25 protein-coding genes and 1 pseudogene are annotated in these 24,723 nt (G+C 71.7%); 18 read left to right on the plus strand and 8 right to left on the minus strand.

Features of this window, described 5'->3' with window-relative positions:
- Positions 1-92, plus strand: a pseudogene (locus ACZ69I_RS29790) (IS5 family transposase); the annotation flags it as partial.
- A gap of 152 nt (positions 93-244) precedes the next feature.
- On the opposite strand, the gene ndgR reads toward ACZ69I_RS29790, so the two are convergent.
- The gene (ndgR, locus tag ACZ69I_RS29795) at positions 245-961 is read right to left on the minus strand and encodes an IclR family transcriptional regulator NdgR (protein ID WP_135330737.1); all 717 of its coding nucleotides are present in this window, start codon (positions 959-961) and stop codon (positions 245-247) included.
- 180 nt (positions 962-1,141) lie between these two features.
- On the opposite strand from ndgR, the gene leuC reads away from it, so the two are divergent.
- The 4 genes from leuC (at position 1,142) to ACZ69I_RS29815 (ending at position 4,510) form a co-directional block, all read left to right on the plus strand.
- Positions 1,142-2,566: a 3-isopropylmalate dehydratase large subunit gene (gene leuC, locus ACZ69I_RS29800; protein ID WP_467671720.1), complete on the plus strand. Its 1,425-nt coding sequence runs from the start codon at positions 1,142-1,144 to the stop codon at positions 2,564-2,566.
- A 5-nt stretch (positions 2,567-2,571) separates the two neighbouring features.
- Complete coding sequence (gene leuD, locus ACZ69I_RS29805) at positions 2,572-3,165, plus strand: 3-isopropylmalate dehydratase small subunit (RefSeq protein ID WP_470835693.1); 594 nt, start codon at positions 2,572-2,574, stop codon at positions 3,163-3,165.
- Positions 3,166-3,413: 248 nt separating this feature from the next.
- On the plus strand, positions 3,414-3,650 hold the full coding sequence (locus ACZ69I_RS29810) for an SCO5555 family protein (RefSeq protein ID WP_361720567.1): 237 nt from the start codon (positions 3,414-3,416) through the stop codon (positions 3,648-3,650).
- A gap of 161 nt (positions 3,651-3,811) precedes the next feature.
- Entirely contained in the window at positions 3,812-4,510 is a 699-nt protein-coding gene (locus ACZ69I_RS29815; RefSeq protein ID WP_470835695.1) for an HU family DNA-binding protein, read from the plus strand.
- Positions 4,511-4,663: 153 nt separating this feature from the next.
- Here ACZ69I_RS29815 and ACZ69I_RS29820 read toward each other — a convergent pair whose 3' ends face one another.
- Both ACZ69I_RS29820 and cofC read right to left on the minus strand, forming a co-directional pair.
- Positions 4,664-4,867, minus strand: a complete 204-nt coding sequence (locus ACZ69I_RS29820; protein WP_467671726.1) for a hypothetical protein — start codon at positions 4,865-4,867, stop codon at positions 4,664-4,666.
- 14 nt (positions 4,868-4,881) lie between these two features.
- A complete protein-coding gene (gene cofC / locus ACZ69I_RS29825) occupies positions 4,882-5,517 on the minus strand; it encodes a 2-phospho-L-lactate guanylyltransferase (RefSeq protein WP_470835696.1) in 636 nt (211 codons plus the stop codon).
- Positions 5,518-5,715: 198 nt separating this feature from the next.
- On the opposite strand from cofC, the gene ACZ69I_RS29830 reads away from it, so the two are divergent.
- Genes ACZ69I_RS29830 through ACZ69I_RS29840 form a run of 3 tightly spaced genes read left to right on the plus strand, consistent with a single transcriptional unit; the run spans position 5,716 to position 8,748 of the window.
- Positions 5,716-6,498 (plus strand): lysophospholipid acyltransferase family protein, encoded by a 783-nt coding sequence (locus tag ACZ69I_RS29830; RefSeq protein WP_470835697.1) that lies wholly within the window; start codon positions 5,716-5,718, stop codon positions 6,496-6,498.
- Positions 6,495-7,523 carry an NAD(P)H-dependent glycerol-3-phosphate dehydrogenase gene (locus ACZ69I_RS29835; protein WP_470835698.1) on the plus strand — a complete coding sequence of 343 codons (1,029 nt, stop codon included), beginning with the start codon at positions 6,495-6,497 and terminating at the stop codon, positions 7,521-7,523. Before ACZ69I_RS29830 ends, ACZ69I_RS29835 begins: the two co-directional genes overlap by 4 nt.
- A gap of 46 nt (positions 7,524-7,569) precedes the next feature.
- Positions 7,570-8,748, plus strand: a complete 1,179-nt coding sequence (locus ACZ69I_RS29840) for a D-alanine--D-alanine ligase family protein (protein ID WP_467671734.1) — start codon at positions 7,570-7,572, stop codon at positions 8,746-8,748.
- 18 nt (positions 8,749-8,766) lie between these two features.
- Here ACZ69I_RS29840 and ACZ69I_RS29845 read toward each other — a convergent pair whose 3' ends face one another.
- Positions 8,767-9,264, minus strand: a complete 498-nt coding sequence (locus ACZ69I_RS29845; protein WP_470835699.1) for a DUF3515 domain-containing protein — start codon at positions 9,262-9,264, stop codon at positions 8,767-8,769.
- A gap of 20 nt (positions 9,265-9,284) precedes the next feature.
- Positions 9,285-9,518 carry an Lrp/AsnC ligand binding domain-containing protein gene (locus tag ACZ69I_RS29850; RefSeq protein ID WP_361720591.1) on the minus strand — a complete coding sequence of 78 codons (234 nt, stop codon included), beginning with the start codon at positions 9,516-9,518 and terminating at the stop codon, positions 9,285-9,287.
- Between the two features lie 209 nt (positions 9,519-9,727).
- On the opposite strand from ACZ69I_RS29850, the gene ACZ69I_RS29855 reads away from it, so the two are divergent.
- On the plus strand, positions 9,728-10,696 hold the full coding sequence (locus ACZ69I_RS29855; protein ID WP_467671739.1) for a thiamine-phosphate kinase: 969 nt from the start codon (positions 9,728-9,730) through the stop codon (positions 10,694-10,696).
- A complete protein-coding gene (gene thiD / locus ACZ69I_RS29860; RefSeq protein ID WP_467671741.1) occupies positions 10,693-11,487 on the plus strand; it encodes a bifunctional hydroxymethylpyrimidine kinase/phosphomethylpyrimidine kinase in 795 nt (264 codons plus the stop codon). The genes ACZ69I_RS29855 and thiD overlap by 4 nt, the downstream gene beginning before the upstream one ends.
- Here the strand turns inward: thiD and ACZ69I_RS29865 are convergent.
- The 3 genes from ACZ69I_RS29865 to rpmB form a co-directional block, all read right to left on the minus strand.
- Positions 11,460-12,692 carry an FAD-dependent monooxygenase gene (locus tag ACZ69I_RS29865; RefSeq protein ID WP_470835700.1) on the minus strand — a complete coding sequence of 411 codons (1,233 nt, stop codon included), beginning with the start codon at positions 12,690-12,692 and terminating at the stop codon, positions 11,460-11,462. The two genes, thiD and ACZ69I_RS29865, sit on opposite strands and share 28 nt — an antisense overlap.
- Entirely contained in the window at positions 12,689-15,784 is a 3,096-nt protein-coding gene (locus ACZ69I_RS29870) for an AfsR/SARP family transcriptional regulator (RefSeq protein ID WP_470835701.1), read from the minus strand. Before ACZ69I_RS29870 ends, ACZ69I_RS29865 begins: the two co-directional genes overlap by 4 nt.
- Before the next feature lie 121 nt (positions 15,785-15,905).
- A complete protein-coding gene (rpmB, locus tag ACZ69I_RS29875; RefSeq protein WP_016642993.1) occupies positions 15,906-16,091 on the minus strand; it encodes a 50S ribosomal protein L28 in 186 nt (61 codons plus the stop codon).
- Between the two features lie 239 nt (positions 16,092-16,330).
- Here rpmB and ACZ69I_RS29880 point away from each other — a divergent pair, with 239 nt between their 5' ends.
- From ACZ69I_RS29880 to rnc, 8 genes are all read left to right on the plus strand, one after another.
- The gene (locus ACZ69I_RS29880; protein WP_470835702.1) at positions 16,331-17,992 is read left to right on the plus strand and encodes a DAK2 domain-containing protein; all 1,662 of its coding nucleotides are present in this window, start codon (positions 16,331-16,333) and stop codon (positions 17,990-17,992) included.
- A gap of 109 nt (positions 17,993-18,101) precedes the next feature.
- Positions 18,102-20,321 (plus strand): ATP-dependent DNA helicase RecG, encoded by a 2,220-nt coding sequence (gene recG / locus ACZ69I_RS29885; RefSeq protein WP_470835703.1) that lies wholly within the window; start codon positions 18,102-18,104, stop codon positions 20,319-20,321.
- Positions 20,322-20,556: 235 nt separating this feature from the next.
- A complete protein-coding gene (gene rsmD / locus ACZ69I_RS29890; protein WP_467671751.1) occupies positions 20,557-21,150 on the plus strand; it encodes a 16S rRNA (guanine(966)-N(2))-methyltransferase RsmD in 594 nt (197 codons plus the stop codon).
- A gap of 26 nt (positions 21,151-21,176) precedes the next feature.
- Positions 21,177-21,656 (plus strand): pantetheine-phosphate adenylyltransferase, encoded by a 480-nt coding sequence (gene coaD / locus ACZ69I_RS29895; RefSeq protein ID WP_467672050.1) that lies wholly within the window; start codon positions 21,177-21,179, stop codon positions 21,654-21,656.
- A gap of 111 nt (positions 21,657-21,767) precedes the next feature.
- Complete coding sequence (locus tag ACZ69I_RS29900) at positions 21,768-22,826, plus strand: cell division initiation protein (protein ID WP_470835704.1); 1,059 nt, start codon at positions 21,768-21,770, stop codon at positions 22,824-22,826.
- 118 nt (positions 22,827-22,944) lie between these two features.
- The gene (locus tag ACZ69I_RS29905; protein ID WP_470835705.1) at positions 22,945-23,628 is read left to right on the plus strand and encodes a YceD family protein; all 684 of its coding nucleotides are present in this window, start codon (positions 22,945-22,947) and stop codon (positions 23,626-23,628) included.
- 2 nt (positions 23,629-23,630) lie between these two features.
- A complete protein-coding gene (gene rpmF, locus ACZ69I_RS29910; protein WP_026165248.1) occupies positions 23,631-23,804 on the plus strand; it encodes a 50S ribosomal protein L32 in 174 nt (57 codons plus the stop codon).
- A 7-nt stretch (positions 23,805-23,811) separates the two neighbouring features.
- Positions 23,812-24,630 carry a ribonuclease III gene (gene rnc, locus ACZ69I_RS29915; protein WP_467671757.1) on the plus strand — a complete coding sequence of 273 codons (819 nt, stop codon included), beginning with the start codon at positions 23,812-23,814 and terminating at the stop codon, positions 24,628-24,630.
- The last annotated feature ends 93 nt before the right edge of the window (positions 24,631-24,723 follow it).

Genomic DNA, 24,723 nt, shown 5'->3' on the forward strand with positions numbered 1-24,723 from the left:
TGACCGACCTCATGGCCCGCCGCCTCACCGGCGAGAACACCATCTCCTGGCGCGACCCGACACCAGCACACCAAAGCCGCATTCAGGGATGAAACAACAGGATGAAACGACCTCTGAGAGTCTCGTCCCGCGCGGCCGGAGGTCTCCGGGAGGAACAGGAAAGCGCCGGAAGGAGCCGCCGCGGCGTTGAGGCGGTTCCTTCCGGCGCTCGTGTGTCTGCCGGGCGCTCCGGGCGCCCCGAGCGTCAGCCGGTGCGGCGCAGGGCCTCGGAGAGGCGTCCTGCCGCGTCGATGACCGCCTGGGCGTGCATGCGGCCGGGGTGCCGGGTCAGGCGCTCGATCGGTCCGGAGACCGAGACGGCGGCGACCACGCGGTTCGAGGGGCCGCGCACGGGCGCGGAGACGGACGCGACGCCCGGTTCGCGCTCGCCGATCGACTGGGCCCAGCCCCTGCGGCGTACGCCCGAGAGGGCCGTGGCCGTGAAGCGGGCGCCCTGGAGGCCGCGGTGCAGGCGCTCCGGCTCCTCCCAGGCCATCAGGATCTGGGCCGAGGAGCCCGCCTTCATCGTGAGCGTCGAACCGACCGGGACGGTGTCCCTGAGGCCCGAGAGGCGCTCGGCGGCGGCCACGCAGATGCGCATGTCGCCCTGGCGGCGGTAGAGCTGCGCGCTCTCGCCCGTGACGTCGCGCAGATGGGTGAGGACGGGGCCCGCCGTGGCGAGCAGGCGGTCCTCGCCGGCCGCCGCCGCGAGCTCCGAGAGGCGGGGGCCGAGAATGAAACGGCCCTGCATGTCCCGCGCCACCATGCGGTGGTGTTCCAGTGCCACGGCCAGTCGGTGGGCCGTGGGTCGTGCGAGCCCGGTGGCCGCGACCAAGCCCGCGAGGGTGGCCGGACCGGACTCCAGGGCGCTCAAGACAAGAGCCGCCTTGTCGAGAACGCCGACGCCGCTAGAGTTGTCCATGCGTCGATACTCGCGTCTCACTCTGTGAAACGCAAGTTCAATTTTCTGCGAGACGCGCCACTCTGTACGAGCGATCCGCGGACCGACGGATCGGCGGTCTACGTGCGGCACGAGGGGTACGCGCGTCGGCGAACGGATTCTCTAGTTGGGCCGGCGAAGCGGCCGGTCGGAGGGAAAGCGATGGGTAGGACACTCGCGGAGAAGGTCTGGGACGACCACGTCGTCCGGCGCGCCGAGGGCGAGCCCGACCTCCTCTTCATCGATCTGCACCTGCTGCACGAGGTGACCAGCCCGCAGGCCTTCGACGGCCTCCGCCAGGCCGGCCGCCAGGTGCGGCGGCTCGACCTCACCATCGCGACCGAGGATCACAACACCCCGACCCTCGACATCGACAAGCCGATCGCCGACCCGGTCTCGCGCGCCCAGCTGGAGACGCTGCGCAAGAACTGCGCGGAGTTCGGCGTGCGCCTGCACCCCCTGGGCGACGTCGAGCAGGGCGTCGTCCACGTCGTGGGACCGCAGCTGGGCCTGACCCAGCCCGGCACCACGGTGGTCTGCGGCGACTCGCACACCTCCACCCACGGCGCCTTCGGCGCGCTGGCGTTCGGCATCGGCACCTCCCAGGTCGAGCACGTGCTCGCCACCCAGACGCTGCCGATGGCGCCCCCGAAGACCATGGCCATCACCGTCGACGGCGAACTGCCCGACGACGTCACGGCCAAGGACCTGATCCTCGCGATCATCGCGCAGATCGGCACCGGCGGCGGCCAGGGCTACGTCCTGGAGTACCGCGGCTCGGCCATCGAGAAGCTCTCGATGGAGGCCCGGATGACCATCTGCAACATGTCCATCGAGGCGGGCGCCCGCGCCGGGATGATCGCCCCGGACGCGACCACCTTCGACTACATCAAGGGCCGCGCCCACGCCCCGCAGGGCGAGGACTGGGACGCCGCGGTGGCGTACTGGAAGACCCTGAAGACCGACGACGACGCGGTCTTCGACGCCGAGGTCTACATCGACGCCGCCTCGCTGGCCCCGTTCGTCACCTGGGGCACCAACCCGGGCCAGGGAGCGCCGCTTTCGGCGAACGTCCCCGATCCGGCTTCGTACGAAGACGCTTCGGAGCGCTACGCCGCCGAAAAGGCCCTGGAATACATGGGGTTGACCGCCGGCCAGGCGCTGCGCGACATCAAGGTGGACACCGTCTTCGTAGGTTCCTGCACCAACGGCCGCATCGAGGACCTGCGCGCGGCCGCCTCCATCGTCGGGGGCCGCAAAGTCGCCGACGGCGTACGGATGCTGGTCGTCCCCGGCTCCGTCCGGGTCGCCCTCCAGGCCGTCGAGGAGGGCCTGGACAAGGTCTTCACCGCCGCGGGAGCCGAATGGCGGCACGCCGGCTGCTCGATGTGTCTGGGCATGAACCCCGACCAACTCGCGCCCGGCGAGCGCTCGGCCTCCACGTCGAACCGCAACTTCGAGGGCAGGCAGGGCAAGGGCGGGCGCACCCACCTGGTCTCCCCGCAGGTCGCCGCCGCCACGGCGGTCACCGGCCACCTGGCCTCGCCCGCCGACCTGTCCGACGCCCCCGTGACCGCCGGAGTCTGAGAACGATGGAAGCATTCACCACGCACACCGGCCGGGCCGTACCGCTGCGCCGCAGCAACGTCGACACCGACCAGATCATCCCCGCCCACTGGCTGAAGAAGGTCACCAGGGACGGCTTCGAGGACGGGCTCTTCGAGGCCTGGCGCAAGGACCCGGAGTTCGTGCTCAACCTGCCCGAGCGCCAGGGAGCCTCCGTTCTGGTGGCCGGACCCGACTTCGGCACCGGTTCCTCCCGCGAGCACGCCGTGTGGGCGCTGCAGAACTTCGGCTTCAAGGCGGTCATCTCCTCCCGCTTCGCCGACATCTTCCGCGGCAACTCGCTGAAGAACGGCCTGCTCACCGTGGTGCTCGACCAGCAGGTCGTGGACGGGCTCTGGGCGCTGACGGAGCGCGACCCGCAGGCCGAGATCACCGTTGACCTGCAGGATCGTCAAGTTCGCGCGGAAGGCGTCACCGCCGACTTCGAACTCGACGAGAACGCCCGCTGGCGGCTCCTGAACGGCCTGGACGACATCAGCATCACCCTGCAGAACGAGCCGGCCATCGCCGCGTACGAGACGGAGCGCCCCTCGTACAAGCCGCGGACCGTGCGGGTCTGACACCTCGCAACACCCCGCCGGACCCTGATGTACCCCCAATCGTGGACGGTTGGGGGTACATCTGTGTGCGCCCTCCCAGAGGCCCCCGATGGCCTGAACGGGTGGTCTCAACTCCCTTGGCCGGGAAGGAAGAAGAGGCTGGAAATCCCCTTGTACTCAGTGGGACGGGGTACCCTCAGGAGGGCGTCCGACGGCGGCAGTTACCCCCTGCGGAGGCGACAACTCGCCCCAGATGGCACAATCGGTGCATGGGACGTGACAGCCAACTCGAGCTCTACGGGCTCGTCGCGGACCAACTGAAGGAAGCGCACTCAAGGGTGCGCGCACTGCAAGTCCCGGAGGGCGTACGGATGGCGCTGACCCGGAAGCTGCTGGTCATTACGGCCGCGGCCAAACACGATCTCGCCGATGCGGCAAGGCGTCTGGAGCGATTGATGGCGTCCCTCGACGAAGCCGACGAGGGCCGATTCCCCCAAGACACCTGAGCGGCAGCCTCAACGGGCCTTCGAGGAACTCCGAGATGGGCCAGTTCGTTGCGGCACAAGGGTGATTAGCCCGTTTCGTGTTTGATTTGCGGTATATATCTGCCTAACGTGCGAAAAAGCCGGAGTATTTCGCTCCCGGCAATGTCTCCGAAGGGGAAGACGTGAACAAGGCGCAGCTCGTAGAAGCGATTGCCGACAAGGTGGGCGGCCGCCAGCAGGCCGCCGACGCCGTCGACGCGGTCCTGGACGCCGTCGTCCGTGCCGTGGTCAGCGGGGACCGGGTTTCGGTCACCGGCTTCGGCTCGTTCGAGAAGGTCGACCGCCCGGCCCGTTACGCCCGCAACCCGCAGACCGGGGAGCGCGTGCGGGTCAAGAAGACCTCCGTTCCGCGTTTCCGTGCGGGACAGGGCTTCAAGGACCTGGTGAGCGGCTCGAAGAAGCTCCCGAAGAACGATGTCGCGGTCAAGAAGGCGCCCAAGGGCAGCCTGACCGGCGGCGCTTCCGCGACCGTCAAGAAGGCCGCGGCCAAGAAGGCCACCGCCAAGAAGACGGCGACGAAGGCCACGGCGGCGAAGAAGACCACCGCCAAGAAGACCACCGCCAAGAAGACCACGGCGACGGCGAAGAAGGCTGCGGCGAAGAAGGCCACCGCCAAGAAGACCGCCACGAAGGCCACGGCCAAGAAGGCCACTCCGGCGGCGGCGAAGAAGACCACCGCCAAGAAGGCCACCCCGGCGGCGAAGAAGGCCACGGCGAAGAAGACCGCGCCGGCGAAGAAGGCCACCGCCAAGAAGGCGCCCGCCAAGAAGTCGGCGGCGCGCAAGACGACCGCCAAGAAGGCCACGGCCCGCAAGAAGTAAGGGCACGAGGGCACTCACGCGCCGGGCCGGACTCCCACGGGGGAGCCCGGCCCGCGTCGTGTGTCGTGTGTCGTGTGTCGTGTGTCGTGTGTCGTGTTCCGGAGTGTGCGACCGGAGCCCCGTGACCCGGACGGCGCCGTCGGCGCCCCGGTCTCAGAACGTCTGCAGGGTCACCAGCGTGATGCGGCGCGACGCGCCCGCGCCGTCGACCTCGATCCGCACCCGCTGCCCCGGCCGCAGCAGCCGCAGCCCGCCCGCGTCGAACGCGGGCGCCTCGAAGGGCACCGGGGTGCCGTCGTCGAGCAGCACACTGCCGCTGCGGGTCTCGGAGTCGTACGTGTACGCGGTGGCCTGCATGGGGAGCAGCGTACTCAGTCGGCGATGAGCAGCCGGGCCGCGGCCGCCGCGGTGCGCGGGCCCACGCCGAGCGAGAGCGCGGTCCGCAGGTCCTCGCCGGTGTCCACGTCCTGCCGTACGGAATCGACGCCGTCGAGTGGGAGTTCCACGGCCCCCGACGCCGCGTGCCGGGCCCGCGAAGCCGTACCGAAGGCGGGACGCAATTCCGTTCCCGCCGCCGCGCACAGCAGTGTTGTCCCGCTTCCGGCGGCATCCGGCATGAATGCGCGGGGAAATGGCGCGGCGCGGTCCAGGGCCCGGGCCAATTCCAGCGGGCGCAGCGCCGGCAGATCGGCGTTCAGGGCCGCGACGGGTGCTCGGGGCCGCGTGGCGCGCACGAGGGCCGCGCCGTGCGCCAGAGCGGCGTTCAGGCCGCCTCCGGGCGGATCGGGGACGACGCGGGCGCCCAGCGCCGCCAGTTCCCGACGCGCGAGGGCGTCGTCCGTGACGACCGCCACATCGCGCACCGCCGGGCAGGCGAGGGCGGCGGTCACGGTGTCCTGCGCGAACGCCAGGGCGAGACCCGGGCGCAGTGCCTCCCCGGAGGCGGCGGACAGCCTGCTCTTGGCGTGCGCCAGGGGTTTCAGGGGGATGACCAGGGTCCACTGCACGGGCGCTCCGTCCTTCGCGTCGGGCCCATTGTGACCTGCTGAGGGGGCGAGGTGCGGGGGAGGCGGGAGAGGGCGGTGCGCGGTGCGCTCACGCAGGAGCGGTGGTGCGAGACGGGTGGGCGTACGGTGTTCTCGACAGACCGGCAGCCTGGGGCGACACTTGTGCGGCCGACCAGGTTCATGGAGGAAGGTGTCCGCGTGTCCCGCCGCAGAATCGGCTTCTGGTACCGCCTGGCGGCGGTGATTGCAAAACCGCCGCTGGTGGTTCTGTTCAAGCGGGACTGGCGTGGAATGGAACACATTCCGGCTGACGGCGGATTCATCACCGCGGTGAATCACAACTCCCATATCGACCCGTTCTCGTACGCGCACTTCCAGTACAACACCGGACGAGTGCCGCGTTTCCTGGCAAAGGACGGGCTTTTCAAGCGCGGTTTTGTCGCCAAGGTCATGAAGGGCACGGGGCAGATCCCGGTCTACCGCGAGACCACCAACGCGCTCGACGCCTTCCGCGCGGCGGTCGACGCCATCCGGCGCGGCGAGTGCGTCGCCTTCTACCCCGAGGGCACCCTCACCAGGGACCCCGACATGTGGCCGATGACGGCCAAGTCCGGTGCCGCGCGGGTCGCCCTGGAGACCCGGTGCCCGGTGGTCCCCGTCGCGCAGTGGGGCGCCAACCTCGCACTGCCGCCGTACAGCAAGAAGCCCGCCTTCTTCCCGCGCAAGACCCTCCAGGTGAAGGCGGGACCCCCCGTCGACCTGTCGCGCTTCTACGGCAAGGAGCCGACGCCGGAGGTGCTGCGCGAGGTGACCGCGACCATCATGGCCGCGATCACCAAACTCCTGGAGGAGGTCAGGGGCGAGAAGGCCCCCGATACGCCGTACGACCCGCGCAGGGCCCGGCTGGAACAACGACGCAAGGCAGCGGGCCGCGGCGCCGCGCCGAGCACCGCAGAGAGCACCTCGGAGGACAGCAAGTGACGAACCCCGTGAACTCGGCGGGACCGGTGAAGGCCGCGGTCTTCGGAACGGGCTCCTGGGGTACGGCCTTCGGCATGGTGCTCGCCGACGCGGGCTGCGACGTCACCCTGTGGGGCCGCCGCGCCGAACTCGTCGACGCCGTCAACTCCACCCGGACGAACCCGGACTACCTCCCCGGCGTCCGGCTTCCGGAGAACGTGCGGGCCACCACCGACACGGCACAGGCCGCCGCGGACGCCGACTTCACCGTCCTCGCCGTGCCCTCGCAGACGCTGCGCGGGAACCTCGCCGAGTGGGCGCCGCTGCTCGCCCCCGAGACCGTCCTCGTCTCCCTCATGAAGGGCGTCGAACTGGGCTCCGCGATGCGCATGAGCGAGGTCGTCGAGGACGTCACCAAGGTCCGCGCCGACCGCGTCGCCGTCGTCACCGGGCCCAACCTCGCCCGCGAGATCGCCGCGCGGCAGCCCGCCGCCGCCGTGGTCGCCTGCCGGGACGAAGGCGTCGCGCAGCGCCTGCAGACGGCCTGCCACACCCCGTACTTCCGCCCGTACACCAACACCGACGTGGTCGGCTGCGAACTCGGCGGCGCGGTCAAGAACGTCATCGGCCTCGCCGTCGGCATCGCGGACGGCATGGGCCTGGGCGACAACGCCAAGGGCTCGCTCATCACGCGCGGCCTCGCGGAGACCACCCGACTCGGCCTGGCGATGGGCGCCGACCCGCTGACGTTCTCCGGACTCGCGGGCCTGGGCGACCTGGTGGCCACCTGCTCCTCGCCGCTGTCGCGCAACCACACCTTCGGCACCAACCTCGGCAAGGGCATGACCCTCGAGGAGACCATCGCGGTCACCAAGCAGACCGCCGAGGGCGTCAAGTCCTGCGAATCCGTGCTGGATCTGGCCCGTCGGCACGGCGTCGACATGCCGATCACGGAGACGGTCGTGGGCATCGTGCACGAGGGCACACCCCCGGTCGTCGCCCTCAAGGACCTCATGTCGCGCAGCGCCAAGCCCGAGCGTCGCTGACGGCACGCCTGACTACGTCCGGGCCAACGGGTACCCTCAACGCGATATGAGCAGCGAGAACCTCCCCCAGAGCCCTGAGCCGCGCCCCGAGCCGAGCTCTGAGCCGCTCCGCAAGCCGCGTGTGGCCGTCGTGTTCGGCGGCCGCAGCTCGGAGCACGGCATCTCCGTGGTGACGGCCGGCGCCATCCTCGGCGCCATCGACCGCACCAAGTACGACGTCCTGCCGATCGGCATCACCACGGACGGCCGTTGGGCGCTGACCGCCGACGAGCCCGAGCGGATGGCCATCGCCGACCGCAGGATGCCGAACGTCACCGACCTCGCCGACTCCGTGGACGGCGGCGTCGTGCTCCCGGTCGACCCGGGCAACCGCGAGGTCGTCTACAGCGAGCCCGGCTCCGTGCCCAAGGCGCTCGGCGAGGTCGACGTCGTCTTCCCGATGCTCCACGGCCCCTACGGAGAGGACGGCACCCTCCAGGGCCTGCTCGAACTCTCCGGAGTGCCCTACGTCGGCTCGGGCGTCCTCGCCTCGGCCGTCGGCCAGGACAAGGACTACATGAAGCGGGTGTTCGCCTCCTTCGGGCTGAACGTCGGCCCGTACCTGGTGATCCGCCCCCGCGAGTGGCGCCAGGACGAGGCGGGCGCCCGGCAGCGCATCGCCGACTTCGCCGGTGAGCACGGCTGGCCGCTGTTCATCAAGCCCGCGCGCGCGGGCTCCTCCATCGGCATCACGAAGGTCGAGTCCTTCGACGGCCTCGACGAGGCGATCGCCGAGGCGCAGCGCCACGACCCCAAGATCCTGGTCGAGGCGCTGCTGCGCGGCCGTGAGATCGAGTGCGGCGTCCTGGAGTTCGAGGACGGCCCGCGCGCGAGCGTCCCCGCCGAGATCCCGCCGGTGCAGTCGCACGACTACTACGACTTCGAGGCGAAGTACCTCGACTCGACGCCCGGGATCGTGCCGGCCCCGCTGACGCCCGAGCAGACCGCCGAGATCCAGCGGCTCGCCGTCGAGGCGTTCGAGGCGGCGTCCTGCGAGGGCCTGGTGCGCGCGGACTTCTTCCTCACCGAGGACGGCCGGTTCGTGATCAACGAGATCAACACGATGCCGGGCTTCACGCCCATCTCGATGTATCCGCAGATGTGGGAGAAGAGCGGCGTCGGCTACGCGGAGCTGGTGGACCGGCTCATCCGGTCGGCCCTCAACCGCTCCACGGGCCTGCGCTGACCCCGGACGGGTCCGGGGTCAAGCAATGCCCTTGGGGATCGTCTTCTTGATGGGGGCGGCGAAGTCCGTGAGCGGACCGAGGCCGTCCCCGGTCCGCTCCTTGGGCAGCGTCACCTCGACATAGGCGAGCCGCGCCCCGGTGGTGAAGGTGTACGAGCCGTCGTCGCGCTTCTGCAGGAGCCAGGCGACGCCGTTCACCCGCACGCCGTTGTCCTTGGCGTACGAGGGGTCGATCATCTCGGGGGGCCGTCGCACGCCGCAGCGCAGTATGATCGCCGGGTCTCCCCACCCGGCGGTCAGCTCGGACTTCGGTCCCGGGTCGGTGCGCCCCAGCCCGTCGATCTTCTCCGGAAGCTGTTCGTGCAGGTCGCGGCAGAGTCCGGCGGCCTTCGCGGCCGGGGAAGGAACCACCACCGACGCCTCGTCGTCCGTAGCTGAACAGGCTGCCGCCGTGATCAGCAGAGCGACGGCGGACGTTCCTGCGAGGCAGCGGCGCCGGAGACGGGGGATGTTCACCGGGCCAGGGTAGACGGGGGCTACAAGTGCACGACCGGGCAGGTCAGGGTTCGGGTGATGCCGTCCACTTGCTGGACCTTGGCGACCACCATGCGGCCGAGTTCGTCCACCGTGTCCGCCTGGGCGCGCACGATGACATCGTAGGGTCCGGTCACGTCCTCGGCCTGGATCACTCCCGCGATCTTGCCGATCAGCTCGGCGACGGTCGACGCCTTGCCGACCTCTGTCTGGATCAGGATGTACGCCTGTACCACGGAACCTCCAGGGCGGCCACGAGGATCATGTGGGGGGAAGGGACGCCACGGTACCGCGTCGCCGCTCGCCACGGGGAGACCCGGGTGACCTGTGGCGCGCACATCGTGGTGGACGGACAACAGAAGTTGACGGTCACCTCGACCGTACCGACGACAGGCACGGCTCGCGACCGGGGGCCGGACAGCGCGAAAGGGCATGGTGAGACTCGGTGAAGGGATCCGTGGGCGAGTTGGGGGAGTTCGGGCTCATCAGAGAGCTCACTTCGCGGCTCACCTCCACGCCGGCCGTACGGCTCGGCCCCGGTGACGACGCGGCGGTCGTGTCCGCCCCCGACCGCAGGGTCGTGGCGAGCACCGACGTCCTCCTCGAGGGGCGGCACTTCCGCCGCGACTGGTCCACCGCGTACGACGTGGGCCGCAAGGCCGCCGCGCAGAACCTCGCCGACATCGCGGCCATGGGCGCCGTGCCGACCGCGCTGCTGCTCGGCCTGGTCGTGCCCGCCGAGCTCCCCGCGAGCTGGCCCACCGAGCTGATGGACGGCCTCAGGGACGAGTGCCAGGTCGCGGGCGCCGCCGTCGTGGGCGGCGACGTCGTGCGCGGCGACACCATCACCGTCGCCATCACCGCCCTCGGCGACCTGCGCAACCATGAGCCCGTCACGCGCGCGGGCGCCCAGCCCGGCGACGTCGTCGCCGTGACGGGCTGGCTCGGCTGGTCCGCCGCCGGGCACGCGGTGCTCTCCCGCGGCTTCCGCTCGCCGCGCGCCTTCGTGGAGGCCCACCGCAGGCCCGAGCCGCCGTACCACGCGGGCCCCGCGGCCGCCGGACTCGGCGCGACCTCCATGACGGACGTCAGCGACGGCCTGATCGCCGACCTCGGGCACATCGCCGAGTCCAGCAAGGTGCGCATCGACATCCGCTCCGGAGACGTCGACGTGCCCTCCCAGATGAACGACATCGGGCAGGCCGTCGGCGTGGACCCGCTGCAGTGGGTGCTCAACGGCGGCGAGGACCACGCGATCGTGGCGACCTTCCCGCCGGACGTGAAACTGCCCGCCCGCTGGAAGGTCATCGGTGAGGTCCTCAACCCCTCGGCGCTGCCCCAGGTGACCGTCGACGGCGCGCCGTGGGCCAGCAAGGGCTGGGACCACTTCGGGGACAACGGAGACGCCGAGTGACCGCGCCGCCGCGCGTGCTCACCGTCGCCGGGTCCGACTCCGGCGGCGGCGCCGGGATCCAGGCCGACCTGAAGACGATGCTCGCCCACGGGACGCACGGCATGAGCGTCGTCACGGCCGTCACCGCGCAGAACTCCCTGGGCGTGCAGGGCTTCTGGGAGCTGCCCGTCGAGGCGGTGCGGGCGCAGTACCGCAGCGTCGTCGACGACATCGGCGTACAGGCCGTGAAGACCGGCATGCTCGCCTCCGCGGAACTGGTCGAGGCGGTCGCCGAATTGCTCGCGGGCACGGACGCCCCCGCGGTCGTCGACCCGGTCGGCGTCTCCAAGCACGGCGACCCGCTGCTCGCGGCCTCCGCCCTCGCATCCGTGCGCACCGCACTGCTGCCGGTCGCCACGGTCGCGACGCCCAACCTCGACGAGGTGGCCCAACTCACCGGCGTCGAGGTCGACTCGGAGGACGGCCTGCGCCGCGCGGCGGCCGCCGTCCTCGCGTACGGGCCGAAGTGGGTGCTCATCAAGGGCGGCCACCTCAGCGGCGACGCCGTGGACCTGCTGACCGACGGCTCCGAGGAGCACGTCCTGCGCGCACCGCGCCACGACAACCGCCACACGCACGGCACGGGCTGCACTCTCGCCAGCGCGATCGCGGCGCAGCTCGCGAAGGGCCGAAGCGTCCCGGAGGCCGTGACGGCCGCCAAGGAGTACGTGACCGGGGCGATCGCCGCCGGGTTCGCGCTCGGCGGCGGGATCGGCCCGGTGGATCACGGCTGGCGGTTCGGGCGGGCGTAGTCCTTGAGCGCGAGGGCGCCGGGGGCCCTCTCCGTCAGCTTCTTGAAGGGACCGGCCAGCAGGCGTGAGCCGAGTGCGCGGTACGTCCGGTCGCGGCTGCGGATCTTCCGCTCGGTCGGCGGGGCGAAGAAGGGGCCCGCGTGGTCCGAGGACTTCTGGCAGCCCTCGGCGTAGTCGCGGATCTCCGTCTCGTACGCGGCGAAGCCGGCCCGGTGGTCGCCCCGGGCGGCCGCGAGCTCACCGGCCAGGACGTACGCGGACACCAGGGCCGTGCCCGTCCCCATGCCGCCCATCGTGGCCCCGTACCCGGCGTCGCCGAGCAGCGCCACCCGGCCCCGGGTGAGCCGGTCGAGGCGGATCTGCGCGATGGCGTCGAAGTAGAGGTCCCCGGCGCTCCCCAGGCCTTCCAGGGCAGTGGCGGCGTGCTTCCAGCCCATGCCCGCGAACCGGTCCGCGAGGATCTCCTTCCGCCGCGCCGTGTCGTGCCGTTCGTGGTCGAGCCGCGGGGATGCGAAGACCAGGACCACACCCGCCCTGGCGGGGTCGCCGTCGTAGTTGTTGATCACGATGGTGCGGCCGGGCTCGCTGTAGATGCGGGCGGTGCGGTCGAGACCGAGGTGGTTGGGGACGGAGAAACCGGCCACGTAGTAGCCCAGGAAGCGCAGGTACCGCGACTCGTCGCCGAAGACCAGACGGCGGGTGCGCGAGTGCAGCCCGTCGGCGCCGACGACGAGGTCGAAGCGGCGGGGAGCGCCCCGGTCGAAGGTCACGTCGACGCCTTCGGAGTCCTCGCTCAGCGTGGCGACGGAGTCCGCGAAGACGTACTCCACATCATCCTTGGTGCGGTCGTAAAGGATCTTGGAGAGCTCGCCCCGGAAGATCTCCACGTCGCCGCTCATGAAGAACGCGGGCAGATCGACCCGCTCCTTGTCGTTGGCCTCCACGATGATCTGGCGGCCCATGCGCGTCCGGCGGCGATGGACCTCGTCCCAGATGCCCGTACGCCGCAGCACCGTGCGGTGCACCTCGCCGCGGAAGTCGACGGCGAAGCCGCCTCCGCGCAGGGCGGGCGCCTTCTCCACGACGGTGACGCGGGCTCCGTAGCGGGCCAGCCACAGGGCGAGGGCGGGTCCCGCGACGCCGGCGCCGGAGATCAGGACGTTCAGGTGGGCGAGGCTGTGGGTGGGGCGGGGAAGGTTCGTCATGCCGGGCAGCTTCGGGGAGGCCGCTGACCGTCCGCCCACCGTTCGCTGACCGCCGCCGACCGCAGGCTCCGCCCCTCCTCGAAGGCCCTGTCGTACGCCTCCGCGGAGAGCCGCGCGCGGGCCGCCTCCTCGACGCGTACGACATCCCGGTCGCCTGCGACCAGGAGGCCGCGCAGACCGTGGGCGGCGCCCAGGAGCCGGGCGGCCCCCTCGGGCTCCGCGGCCACGGACGCCAACGCCTCGGCCACCTCGGCCAGTTCACCGGTGCCAGGGAAGCGGATGCCGCCGCCCCGAGTTCCCGCGCCGCCCCCGCGGGACAGCACCCGGGCCTGCTCGAACCGCTCGGCGGCCTCCCGCGCGCGGGACTCGGCCAGTGCGGAGCGGCCGAGCCCGATCAGGATCCGCACCCTCTCCGCTCGGCTGAACCAGTTGGCGGAGCACGCCTCCAGAGCCGCTTCATAGTGCCCACGCGCGCGTGCCGTATCGCCGGAAAGCCGGGCCACGTCGCCGAGTCCGCGCCGTGCGGCCGCCACCTTGTCGGCGGCACCGATCCCGCGGGCCAGGGCGGCGGAGCGCGAGTAGTGGGCCGCTGCCTCGCCGAGACCGCCCCGGTGCAGCAGGACCGTGGCGCGCCGGTGGAGGAGGTCGGCCCTCTCCTCGGGCGCGGCCAACTCCCTGGCGTACTCCAGGCCTTCGTCGAGCAGCGCCAGCGCGCGCTCCCCCTCTCCCCGCCATGCGGCGAGCATCCCGAGCGGGTCCAGGCAGTTGGCCATGCCCCAGCGGTCGCCGGTCGTTTTGAAGCCCGCCAGCCCCCGGGCGAAGGCCGCGTCGGCCGCCCCCGCACGGCCCGCGAACAGCTCCCTGAAGCCCTGCCCGAGGTCGAGGAGAGCCACCCCCCAGGCGTCGCCGTCGACCTGGGCCCGCACCCGGTCCTCCATGGCGCGCGCGGGGCCGCCCGCGACCGACCAGAACACCACCAGGTACGGCAGCCGCAGCGGCCCCTCCAGAGCCGTGAACAAAGCGTCCGCGCGAGCGAGGCGGGCCGGTTCGCCCGGGTCGTGACCGTCCCCCGCGATCGAGTTGATCAGACAGAGGACGTACTCCTCGCACAGCCCCGCCGGTGGCCGCGCGCCCACCGCGTCCAGCAGGGCCACGGCGAGCTCGGTCCGCTCCGCGTAGCGGCCGCGCAGCCGCCAGAACCAGGAGAGCGCGGCCATCATCCGCAGCCCGTCGTGCGGTGCGGTGCGCGTCAGGTGGCGCAGGGCGGTGTCCAGGTTCGTCTGCTCGGCGTCGAGCACGGCAAGCCGTGAGAGCTGTTCACCGCCCCGCAGCAGGGGCTCGGACAGCTCGGCGAGGCGCTGGAAGTACTCGGCGTGCGCGGCCCGCAGACACTCCTCCTCACCCGCCTCGGCCAGCTGCCTGGCACAGAACGCGCGGATGGTCCGCAGCATGCTGTAACGCCCGTCGGTCACCTCGAGGAACGACTTCTCCGCGAGGGAGGTGAGCAGGTCCTCCGGACACGGGACCTGGCAGACGGCCTCCACGGCCTCCGACGTGGCCCCTGCGGAGAACACCGTCAGCCGCCGCGCCAGCTCCCGCTCCGCGTCGTCGAGCAACTCCCAGCTCCACTCCACGACCGCCCGCAGCGTGCGGTGCCGGGGCGCCTTCGTGCGGTCCCCGCGCGACAGGAGCCGGAAGCGGTCGCCGAGGCGGGCGGCGAGCTCGTCCAGGGTGAGGGTGCGCAGGCGGGCCGCGGCCAGCTCGATGGCCAGGGGCAGCCCGTCGAGGGCCGCGCATATCTCGCCCGTCAGCCGCCGCTCGTGCGCGTCGCGGGGGCTCTCCAGGTCGGGCCGCACCGCCGCCGCCCGGTCCGCGAAGAGCCGGGCCGCCGGCCCCGGGGCCAGCGGCGGCACCGGCCACAGGACCTCGCCCGTGATCCCGAGCCCCTCCCGGCTCGTGGCGAGCACCCGCACGCCGGGGCAGGCCCCGAGCAGCAGCCCGGTGACCCGCGCCGCGTCGTCGACCAGGTGCTCGCAGTTGTCCAGGACGAGCAGCAGCTCACGGCCGCGCAGCGCGGACAGCAGCCGCTCCGTGGTGTCGCCGCCCTGGGCACGGAAGCTGTCCCGCACCCCGAGCGCGGCGAGGATCGCGTACGTCACCCGCGCCCCGTCGTCGAGCGGCGCCAGCTCCACGTAGCAGACGTCGGGCAGCGCGCGGGCGGCCTCGATCGCCAGCCGCGTCTTGCCCGCCCCGCCGGGCCCGGTGAGCGTGACCAGGCGCGATCCGGCCAGCAGGGCACCGATCCGCGCGAGCTCGCCGGCCCGCCCGACGAGCCGTGTCAGCTGCGCGGGCACGCCCCGCTGCCGGGCCGGCTCCCGGCTCCGCAGCAGTTCCAGATGGAGCGCGGACAGCTCGGCGGAGGGATCGGTGCCGAGCTCCTCCGCCAGGACGCGCCGCGCGTCCTCGTAGACGGCGAGCGCCTCGGCGGGCCGCCCGCCCGCGTGCAGCGCCCGCATCAACTGCCCGTGAAGCCGCTCGCTCAGCGGGTGCCCGGCGATCAGTTCGCGCAGCTCGGGCACGAGCTCCGGGCCCGGGCCCAGCGCGAGATCCGCCTCGACGCGGTCCTGCACGGCCGTCAGGCGCAGCTCGTCGAGCCGGGCGACGAGGGGCCGGGCATCGGGCAGCTCGGTGAGAGCGGCCCCGCGCCACAGGCCGAGCGCCTCCGTCAGGAGAGCGGCGGCCTGTACGTGGTCTCCGGAGCCGAGGGCCGCGCGCCCCTCGCGGGCCAGCCGCTGGAAGCGGTGCAGGTCCACCTCGTCGGGGGAGACCGCGAGGCGGTAGCCGGTGGGGGCGGCCTCGATGTGCAGGCCCAGGCGCTTGCGCAGGCGGGAGACCTGGGACTGCAGGGCGTTCGCGGCGCCGGCGGGCGGCTCGTCACCGTAGAGCCCGTCGGTCAGCGCGGCCGCGGAGACGGTGCGTCCCGCGTCCAGGAGCAGCAGCGTGAGCAGCGCGCGGGGGCGCGGCCCGCCGGGGTCCAGGGGAGCGCCGCCGGGGGAGCGGACGGTCAGGGGGCCGAGGATGCCGAAGCGCATCCGGCAGATTCTGGCAGCCCGCTGAGCGTACGCGTACGCACAGGAGCGGAACGCATACGAAAGAGCCGGCCCCCAGAGGGGACCGGCTCTTTCAGCAACCAGCTAGGTGGCCGCGCTGACGTCAGCGCGAGACCTTGCCGGCCTTGATGCACGAGGTGCAAGCGTTGAGGCGCTTCGGCGTCCCGCTCACCACGGCACGCACACGCTGGATGTTCGGGTTCCAGCGACGGGGCGTACGGCGGTGCGAGTGCGAGATGTTGTTGCCGAAGCCCGGCCCCTTGCCGCAGACGTCGCAGTTGGCAGCCACGGGTCACTCCAAAGACTTCAGATGCACTTACGGTTAAACCCGGCATGCCGGGATCAGTGCAATGATCGGGATGGCGTTGCCAGGAGGAATGTCCCGATGTGTATCGGGCAACCGGAGCAGCATACAACGACTGCTTCGATAGAACGAAACTACCACGGACGGCCCGGCCCCCGCCCCGGGCCCGGTGTTCACGCTGGGTCTACGCTGCGTCCATTCCGGAAGGTCAAGGAGGCGAACAGGTGCCGCAGAACCTCGACGCGGTCGCGGTGCGCGCCTGGTGCCGACTGGCTCTGGACGCCCTCGGCAGGGCCCGCGAGGAGATCGACGCCATCAACGTCTATCCGGTCGCCGACGGGGACACCGGGACGAACCTCTACCTGACCGTGGAATCCGCCTCCCAGGCGGTCGACGCGGCGTTCACGGGCCACGAACCGGCCCTTCCCTCGCTCGCCGAGACGGTGCGCGCGATGGCGCACGGAGCGCTCCTCGGGGCCCGGGGCAATTCGGGCACGATCCTGTCGCAGCTGCTGCGGGGGATGGCACAGGTCATCGGGGGCGAGGCGGACGTACCCGGCGGCCCGGCCGACGGTGAGGGAGATCACGTCGAAGGACCGGTCCTGGAGCGCGCGCTGCGCCAGGCCGCCGAATCCGCCTATCAGGCGGTCGCCCACCCCGTGGAGGGCACCGTCCTGACGGTGGCCACGGCCGCGGCCGACGCGGTGGCCGGTGCCGGAGAGGACTGCGGGGCGGTGGCCAGAGCGGCGTACGACGGGGCCTGCGCGGCCCTGGAGGCGACGCCGGGACAGCTGGCGGTGCTCGGTCGCGCAGGGGTGGTGGACGCAGGCGGCCGGGGACTCGTGGCGGTGCTCGGGGCGCTGGTGGGCGCCCTGTCCGGCGAGAGCGTCGTCCTCAAGAGCACGGGCGGTGTCCTCCACGCGCGCGTGGAGGACATCGAGTGCGAGGAGCTGCCCGGCGACGGAGGCGGTCCCGCCTTCGAGGTGATCTACCTCCTGGAGGCGGACGACACCGCCGTCGCCCGGCTCCGGTCCCGGCTCGACCGGCTCGGCGACTCGCTCGTCGTGGTCGGCGGCGACGGCCTCTGGAACGTCCACGTCCACGTCGACGACGCGGGCGCGGCCGTCGAGGCGGGCGTGGAGGCGGGCCGCCCGCACCGCATCCGGATCACCCACTTCGGAGTGGGCGACGCGCACACCACCGCGCAGCCGCCCCGGGAACGTACGCAGCGGGCCATCGTCGCCGTCGTGCCCGGAGAGGGCCTCGCCGGGCTCTACACCGAGTCCGGGGCGACCACGGTGCCCGCGCGCGCGGGAGAGCCGCCCGCGAGCGGCGAGCTCGTCGACGCGATCCGGCAGGCCCACGCCCGCGAGGTCGTGCTGCTGCCGAACGACGCCGAGCTGCGCCACACCGCGGCCGCCGCGGCGGAACAGGCCCGCACCGAAGGCGTGCGGGTCGCCCTGATCCCCACCCGCTCCGCGGTCCAGGGCATCGCGGCGCTCGCCGTGCACGCGCCGGACCGGCGCTTCGACGAGGACGTCGTCGCCATGACCTCGGCGGCCGGCGCGACCCGGTACGGCGAACTGGCCGTCGCCGAGCGGCAGTCCTGGACCATGGCGGGCATCTGCCAGGCCGGGGACGTGCTCGGCCTGATCGACGGAGATGTCGCCGTGATCGGCTCCGAGGTGGCCCGCACCGCGGCCTCCGTCCTCGACCGGATGCTGTCGGCGGGCGGCGAGATGGTCACGCTGGTGCTCGGTGAATCCGTGCCCGATTCGGTCGCGGAGCACTTGGAGAAGCACGTGCGCGAGGCGTACCTGGCGGTGGACACCGTGGTCTACCGCGGTGGCCGCCAGTCGGCGCTGATGCTGATCGGCGTCGAGTAGAGCGGTCGCCGTCGCGGTCGCCGTCCGCCGCCGTCACCGCGCGGCGGATCCGGGTGACCGGGCACGTATCCGGGGGACGTACGGCGGAATGTCAGTGGCGTGGTGTGCAATGGATCTCGTGCCTGCGCTCGAAGAACCCCTGAAGAAAGTGGTCGGCCCCGCCACCGCGAAGGTGATGGCCGAGAACCTCGACCTGCACACGGTCGGCGATCTCCTGCACCACTACCCCCGGCGGTACGCCGAGCGCGGCGAGCTCACCCGCCTCGCCGACCTCCCGCTGGACGAGCACGTCACGGTGGTCGCCCAGGTCGCGACCGCGCGCATCCTGAAGTTCAACGGCGGCCGGGGCCAGCGCCTCGAAGTCACCATCACCGACGGCAGCGGCCAGATCCAGCTCGTCTTCTTCGGCCGGGGCATCCACAAGCCGCACAAGGACCTGCTGCCCGGCACCCGCGCGATGTTCGCGGGCAAGGTGTCGCTCTTCAACCGCAAGATGCAGCTGGCCCACCCCGCGTACGAACTGCTGCGCGCCGAGGGCGACGAGGTCGGCGAGGCCGTCGGCTCCTGGGCCGGCGCCCTCCTGCCGATCTATCCGGCCACCGCCAAGCTGGAGTCCTGGAAGATCGCCAAGTCGGTCGACATGGTCCTGCCCAGCGCCCAGGAGGCCGAGGACCCGCTGCCGCCCGCCCTGCGCGACGGCCGCGGCCTCGTCCCGCTCCCCGAAGCGCTCCTGAAGATCCACCGGCCGCACTCGAAGGCGGACATCGCCGCCGCCCGCGACCGCCTCAAGTGGGACGAGGCCTTCGTCCTCCAAGTCGCCCTGGCCAGGCGGCGGTACGCGGACGCGCAACTGCCCGCCGTCGCCCGCAGGCCCAAGAAGGCGGGCCTCCTCGACGCCTTCGACGCCAAACTGCCCTTCACCCTCACCGAGGGCCAGGAAAAGGTCTCCAAGGAGATCTTCGACGACCTCGCCACCGAACACCCGATGCACCGGCTCCTCCAGGGGGAAGTCGGATCGGGCAAGACAATGGTGGCCCTGCGCGCCATGCTCGCCGTCGTGGACGCGGGCGGGCAGGCCGCCATGCTCGCGCCCACCGAAGTCCTCGCCCAGCAGCACCACCGCTCCATCGTGGAGATGATGGGCGAGCTGGCCGAGGGCGGCATGCTGGGCGGCGCCGAGAACGCCACCAAGGTCACGCTGCTCACCGGCTCCATGGGGGCCGCCGCCCGGCGGCACGCCCTGCTCGACCTGGTCACCGGTGACGCCGGGATCGTCATCGGCACGCACGCGCTGATCGAGGACAAGGTGCAGTTCCACGACCTCGGCCTGGTCGTCGTCGACGAGCAGCACCGCTTCGGGGTCGAGCAGCGCGACGCCCTGCGCGGCAAGGGCAAGCAGCCACCGCACCTCCTGGTCATGACGGCCACCCCCATCCCGCGCACGGTCGCGATGACCGTCTTCGGCGACCTGGAGACGTCCGTCCTCGACCAGCTCCCCGCCGGACGCTCCCCGATCGCCAGCCACGTCGTCCCCGCGCAGGACAAGCCGCACTTCCTCGCCCGCGCGTGGGAGCGCGTGCGCGAAGAGGTGGAGAAGGGCCACCAGGCGTACGTGGTCTGCCCGCGCATCGGCGACGAGGAGGACGAGCCCAAGAAGTCCGGCAGGAAGAAGTCCGCCGAGGAGAAGGCGGAGGAGGCGGCCACCGCCGAGAAGCGGCCCCCGCTCGCCGTCCTCGAGGTCGCCGAGCAGCTCGCGCACGGACCGCTCCAGGGGCTGCGGGTCGAGGTCCTGCACGGCCGGATGCAGCCCGACGACAAGGATGCGGTGATGCGGCGCTTCGCCGCGGGCGAGACGCAGGTCCTGGTCGCGACGACGGTCATCGAGGTCGGGGTGAACGTGCCGAACGCCACCGCCATGGTGATCATGGACGCGGACCGTTTCGGCGTCTCCCAGTTGCACCAGCTCCGCGGTCGCGTCGGCCGCGGCGCTGCCCCCGGTCTCTGCCTCCTGGTCACCGACATGCCCGAGGCCGGCCCCGCCCGCGCCCGCCTCGGCGCCGTCGCCTCGACGCTCGACGGCTTCGAGCTCTCCCGCATCGACCTGGAGCAGCGCCGCGAGGGCGACGTGCTCGGCCAGGCCCAGTCCGGGGTCCGCTCGTCCCTGCGGATGCTCGCGGTCATCGAGGACGAGGAGATCATCGCCGCCGCGCGCGAGGAGGCGGTCACCGTCGTCGCCGACGACCCCGATCTCGAGCGGCTGCCCGCACTGCGCACCGCCCTGGACGCCCTGCTCGACGCGGAGCGCGAGCGGTACCTCGACAAGGGCTAAGAGCCTGTGTCATATCCCCGGCCGGGCGGGCGGCGTCTGGCACGCACGCTCGCCGCGTTGCCGAAAAGCCCTAGTAGCTCCGCTACGAGGACTTCCCGGCGCCTTGCGATCGCACGCACCAGACGCCGCCCGCTGATCCGACCGGGGATATGACACAGGCTCTCGGCGCCGCGTACGCCATATCGTGGAGACAGCCCACCACCGTGGCGCACACCGGCCAGCCAGAAGGAACCAGATGACCCGCGTGATCGCCGGCACCGCCGGCGGACGCCGCCTGTCCGTCCCGCCGGGCGACGGCACCCGCCCCACGTCCGACCGCGCGCGCGAGGGCCTCTTCTCCACCTGGCAGGCCCTCCAGGGCACGCTCGACGGAGCCCGCGTCCTCGATCTCTACGCGGGCTCCGGCGCCGTCGGCCTGGAGGCGCTCTCCCGCGGCGCCGCGCACGCCCTGCTCGTCGAGGCGGACGCCAGGGCGGCGCGCACCATCAGGGAGAACGTGAAATCGGTCGGCCTGCCCGGCGCGGAGGTGCGAGCGGGCAAAGCGGCCCAGATCGTCCGGGGCGGAGCCCCCACCACCCCGTACGACCTGGTCTTTCTCGATCCGCCGTATGCCGTGGTCGATGACGATCTTCGGGAGATCCTGCTCACACTCCGCTCGGAAGGCTGGCTCACGTCCGACGCGCTCGTCACCGTTGAACGCAGTACAAGAGGCGGGGAATTCGGCTGGCCGGAGGGTTTCGAGCCCCTCAGGTCCCGTCGTTACGGCGAGGGGACCTTTTGGTACGGTCGCGCCGCCTCTACGTGCGACGACTCAAGCGTCGCGCCATGACCGGACCGGAGAGCGAGGGACTCACGTTGCGCCGCGCCGTATGTCCGGGGTCTTTCGACCCCATCACCAATGGACACCTCGACATCATCGCCCGCGCCTCCAAGCTGTACGACGTGGTGCATGTCGCGGTGATGATCAATCAGTCGAAGAAGGGCCTCTTCGAGATCGACGAGCGGATCGAGCTGATCCGCCAGGTCACGGCCGACTTCGGCAACGTCGAGGTGGAGGCCTTCCACGGCCTGCTCGTCGACTTCTGCAAGCAGCGCGACATCCCGGCCATCGTCAAGGGTCTGCGCGCGGTCAGCGACTTCGACTACGAGCTGCAGATGGCCCAGATGAACAACGGCCTCTCGGGCGTCGAGACCCTTTTCGTCCCGACCAACCCCACCTACAGCTTCCTCTCCTCCTCGCTGGTCAAGGAGGTCGCGGCCTGGGGCGGCGACGTCGCCCACCTGCTGCCCCCGGTGGTCCACACGGCCCTCGTGGAACGACTGGGCGACAAGTGACCTCTCGGCCGTCCCGCTGACAGTGCGTCAGCCGGTGTCGGACGGACGGCCACTGGCCTTACAGTCGTCCCGTCCGTCTCCCAACCAGCTGTAGAGAGTGGCGAGCACACGGTGGACGTGCAGAAGAAGATCGACGAGATCGTCCGGGCGGTCGGCAGCGCCCGGTCCATGCCCATGTCGGCCTCGTGCGTGGTCAACCGCGCCGATCTGCTCTCGATGCTCGAAGAGGTGCGCCAGGCCCTGCCGGGCTCCCTGGCCCAGGCGCAGGAGCTCATCGGCGGCCGCGAGCAGCTGGTCGAGCAGGCCCGCCAGGAGGCGGAGCGGATCATCGAGAGCGCGCACGCCGAGCGCGGCTCCCTGATCTCCGACACGGAGGTCGCCCGCAACTCCCAGGGCGAGGCCGACCGCATCCTCACCGAGGCCCGCCGGACCGCCGAGGAGGTCCGCGCCGAGGCCGACGACTACGTGGACAGCAAGCTCGCCAACTTCGAGGTCGTCCTCACCAAGACCCTCGGTTCGGTCGGCCGCGGCCGCGAGAAGCTCCTCGGCACCGGACCCGGCCTCGACGAGCACGGCTACGAGGACGAGGACGCCCCGCAGCGCAGCCACGACCCGGAGACGCTGCGCCGCGACGCCGACGCGTACGTCGACGCCAAGCTCGGCGCCTTCGAGGCGGTCCTCGCCAAGACGCTGGAGGCCGTCGGCCGGGGCCGCCGGACCCTGCACGGCCACGCCCCCGCCGACGAGCTCGGCGCCCTCGGCGACAGCGTCGGGTCCCAGGGCCACACCACCGACGCGGAGTACCTGGCGGACCTCGCGGGCCCCGCACCCGCCGAGCCCCTGCCGCGGCAGCCCGCCCGGACCCCGCAGGTCCCCGCAGAGCAGCCCTACGCGCCGCCGCACCAGCACCCCGACCCCTACGGGTACCAGCACCAGCCCCAGGACCAGTACGGCTACCAGCAGCCCTACGGGCAGCAGGACCCGTACGCGTACCAGCAGCACGACCAGTACGGCTACCCGCAGCAGGGCTACGACCAGGACCAGCTGCAGCAGGCGCAGCTCCAGCCGCAGGGCCAGCCCCAGCAGCCCGCGGTGCTCGACGAGACCAGCCTCTTCGACACGACCATGATCAGCGCCGAGCAGCTCCGCCAGTACGAACAGGGGCGCTAGGACCGGATTGGGCCGAGAGCGGATGGTCAAGTATCCTGGCTCTTCGGTCGCGCATGCGTCCGCGACGCAGGCTGCCCACGCAAGCCGTGTCCGCGGCACCGGTGCGGCGGCCTCTCCCTTGGACTTCCCGGATTCGAAAGCAGGAAAAGCCCTGACTACGCGCCTCGACCACCGAAACCCTCTCGTGTTCGACACACACGAGCTGGGGCGGCGTCCTGGTGCCATGCAGCGGCTGACCCGTGAGATCGAGGCGCCCGGCCCGCCGAGCGCCTTCGGTATCGAAGGGGTCATCGGAGTGCCGCAGGGCGCCCCGGTCGAGCTGGAGGTCCGACTCGAGTCGGTCATGGAAGGGGTGCTTGTCACAGGCACCGCCCGTGCAACGGCCGAGGGGGAGTGCGTAAGGTGTCTGGAGCCGCTCGGCCTTGAGCTCGACGCGGACTTCCAGGAGATGTTCTCGTACCCTGACGCCGACGACCGGGGCCGCACCGCGGAACCGGCCGACGACGCCGAGGAAGACGAGGGCAGGCTCTACCTCGAGGACGGCATGTTCGACCTCGAGCCCGTGCTGCGTGATGCGGTGGTGCTCGCACTGCCGATGCAGCCGGTGTGCCAGGACGACTGTCCGGGCCTGTGCTCCCAGTGCGGGGTGCGGCTCGCGGACGACCCGGACCACCACCATGACGCCGTCGACATCCGTTGGGCGGCTTTGCAGGGACTCGCTGGCACCATCCAGGACGGCGAGAAGGACGAGATGAGCGGCGCCGAAGCACAAGCGGGCGTCGACGAGAAGCAGGAGAAGTAGCCGTGGCTGTTCCGAAGCGGAAGATGTCGCGCAGCAACACGCGCCACCGCCGGTCGCAGTGGAAGGCTGCGGTCCCCACCCTGGTTTCGTGTGAGCGTTGCCAGGAGCCCAAGCAGCAGCACATCGCGTGCCCGAGCTGCGGCACCTACAACAAGCGCCAGGTCCTCGAGGTCTGAGCGGCTGGTGAGAGGCACCGTGTCTAGCCCCAAGAAGGCGGAAGACGCCAAGAAATTGGCGGAGACAACGGCCTCGTCCCACACGCTTCTGGAAGGGCGGCTCGGGTACAAGCTCGAGTCCGCCCTTCTGGTGCGTGCACTGACCCACCGTTCGTACGCGTACGAGAACGGCGGTCTGCCGACGAATGAGCGGCTCGAGTTCCTTGGGGACTCGGTGCTCGGCCTCGTCGTCACGGACACGCTCTATCGGACCCACCCCGACCTGCCCGAAGGCCAGCTGGCCAAGTTGCGGGCCGCGGTGGTCAATTCGCGTGCGCTGGCGGAGGTCAGCCGCGGCCTCGAACTCGGCTCCTTCATCCGGCTCGGCCGGGGCGAAGAGGGTACGGGTGGCCGGGACAAGGCATCCATCCTCGCCGACACCCTTGAAGCGGTGATCGGCGCGGTCTATCTGGACCAGGGTCTGGACGCGGCGGGCGAGCTGGTGCACCGGCTCTTCGACCCGCTGATCGAAAAGTCCTCGAACCTGGGAGCGGGCCTGGACTGGAAGACCAGTCTCCAGGAGCTCACCGCGACCGAGAGCCTCGGCGTGCCCGAGTATCTCGTCACGGAGAGCGGCCCCGACCACGAGAAGACCTTTACTGCTGCCGCCCGCGTCGGAGGCGTCTCGTACGGCACCGGCACCGGCCGCAGCAAGAAGGAAGCGGAGCAGCAGGCCGCAGAGTCCGCGTGGCGCGCGATCCGTGCCGCCGCGGACGAGCGGATCAAGGCGGCCGAGGCCGCCGCTGCCGCGCAGTCCGAGGGGACCGCCGACACCCCCTCGGCCTGACGGCCGCCCATCCTTCGGTGCCGGCCGCCCTCTTCACGAGGGTGGCCGGCGCTGTGTTTTCCCGCACCCACCACACCCACCCTCCCGGAGCGG

Source organism: Streptomyces sp. NPDC036815 (assembly GCF_055609205.1).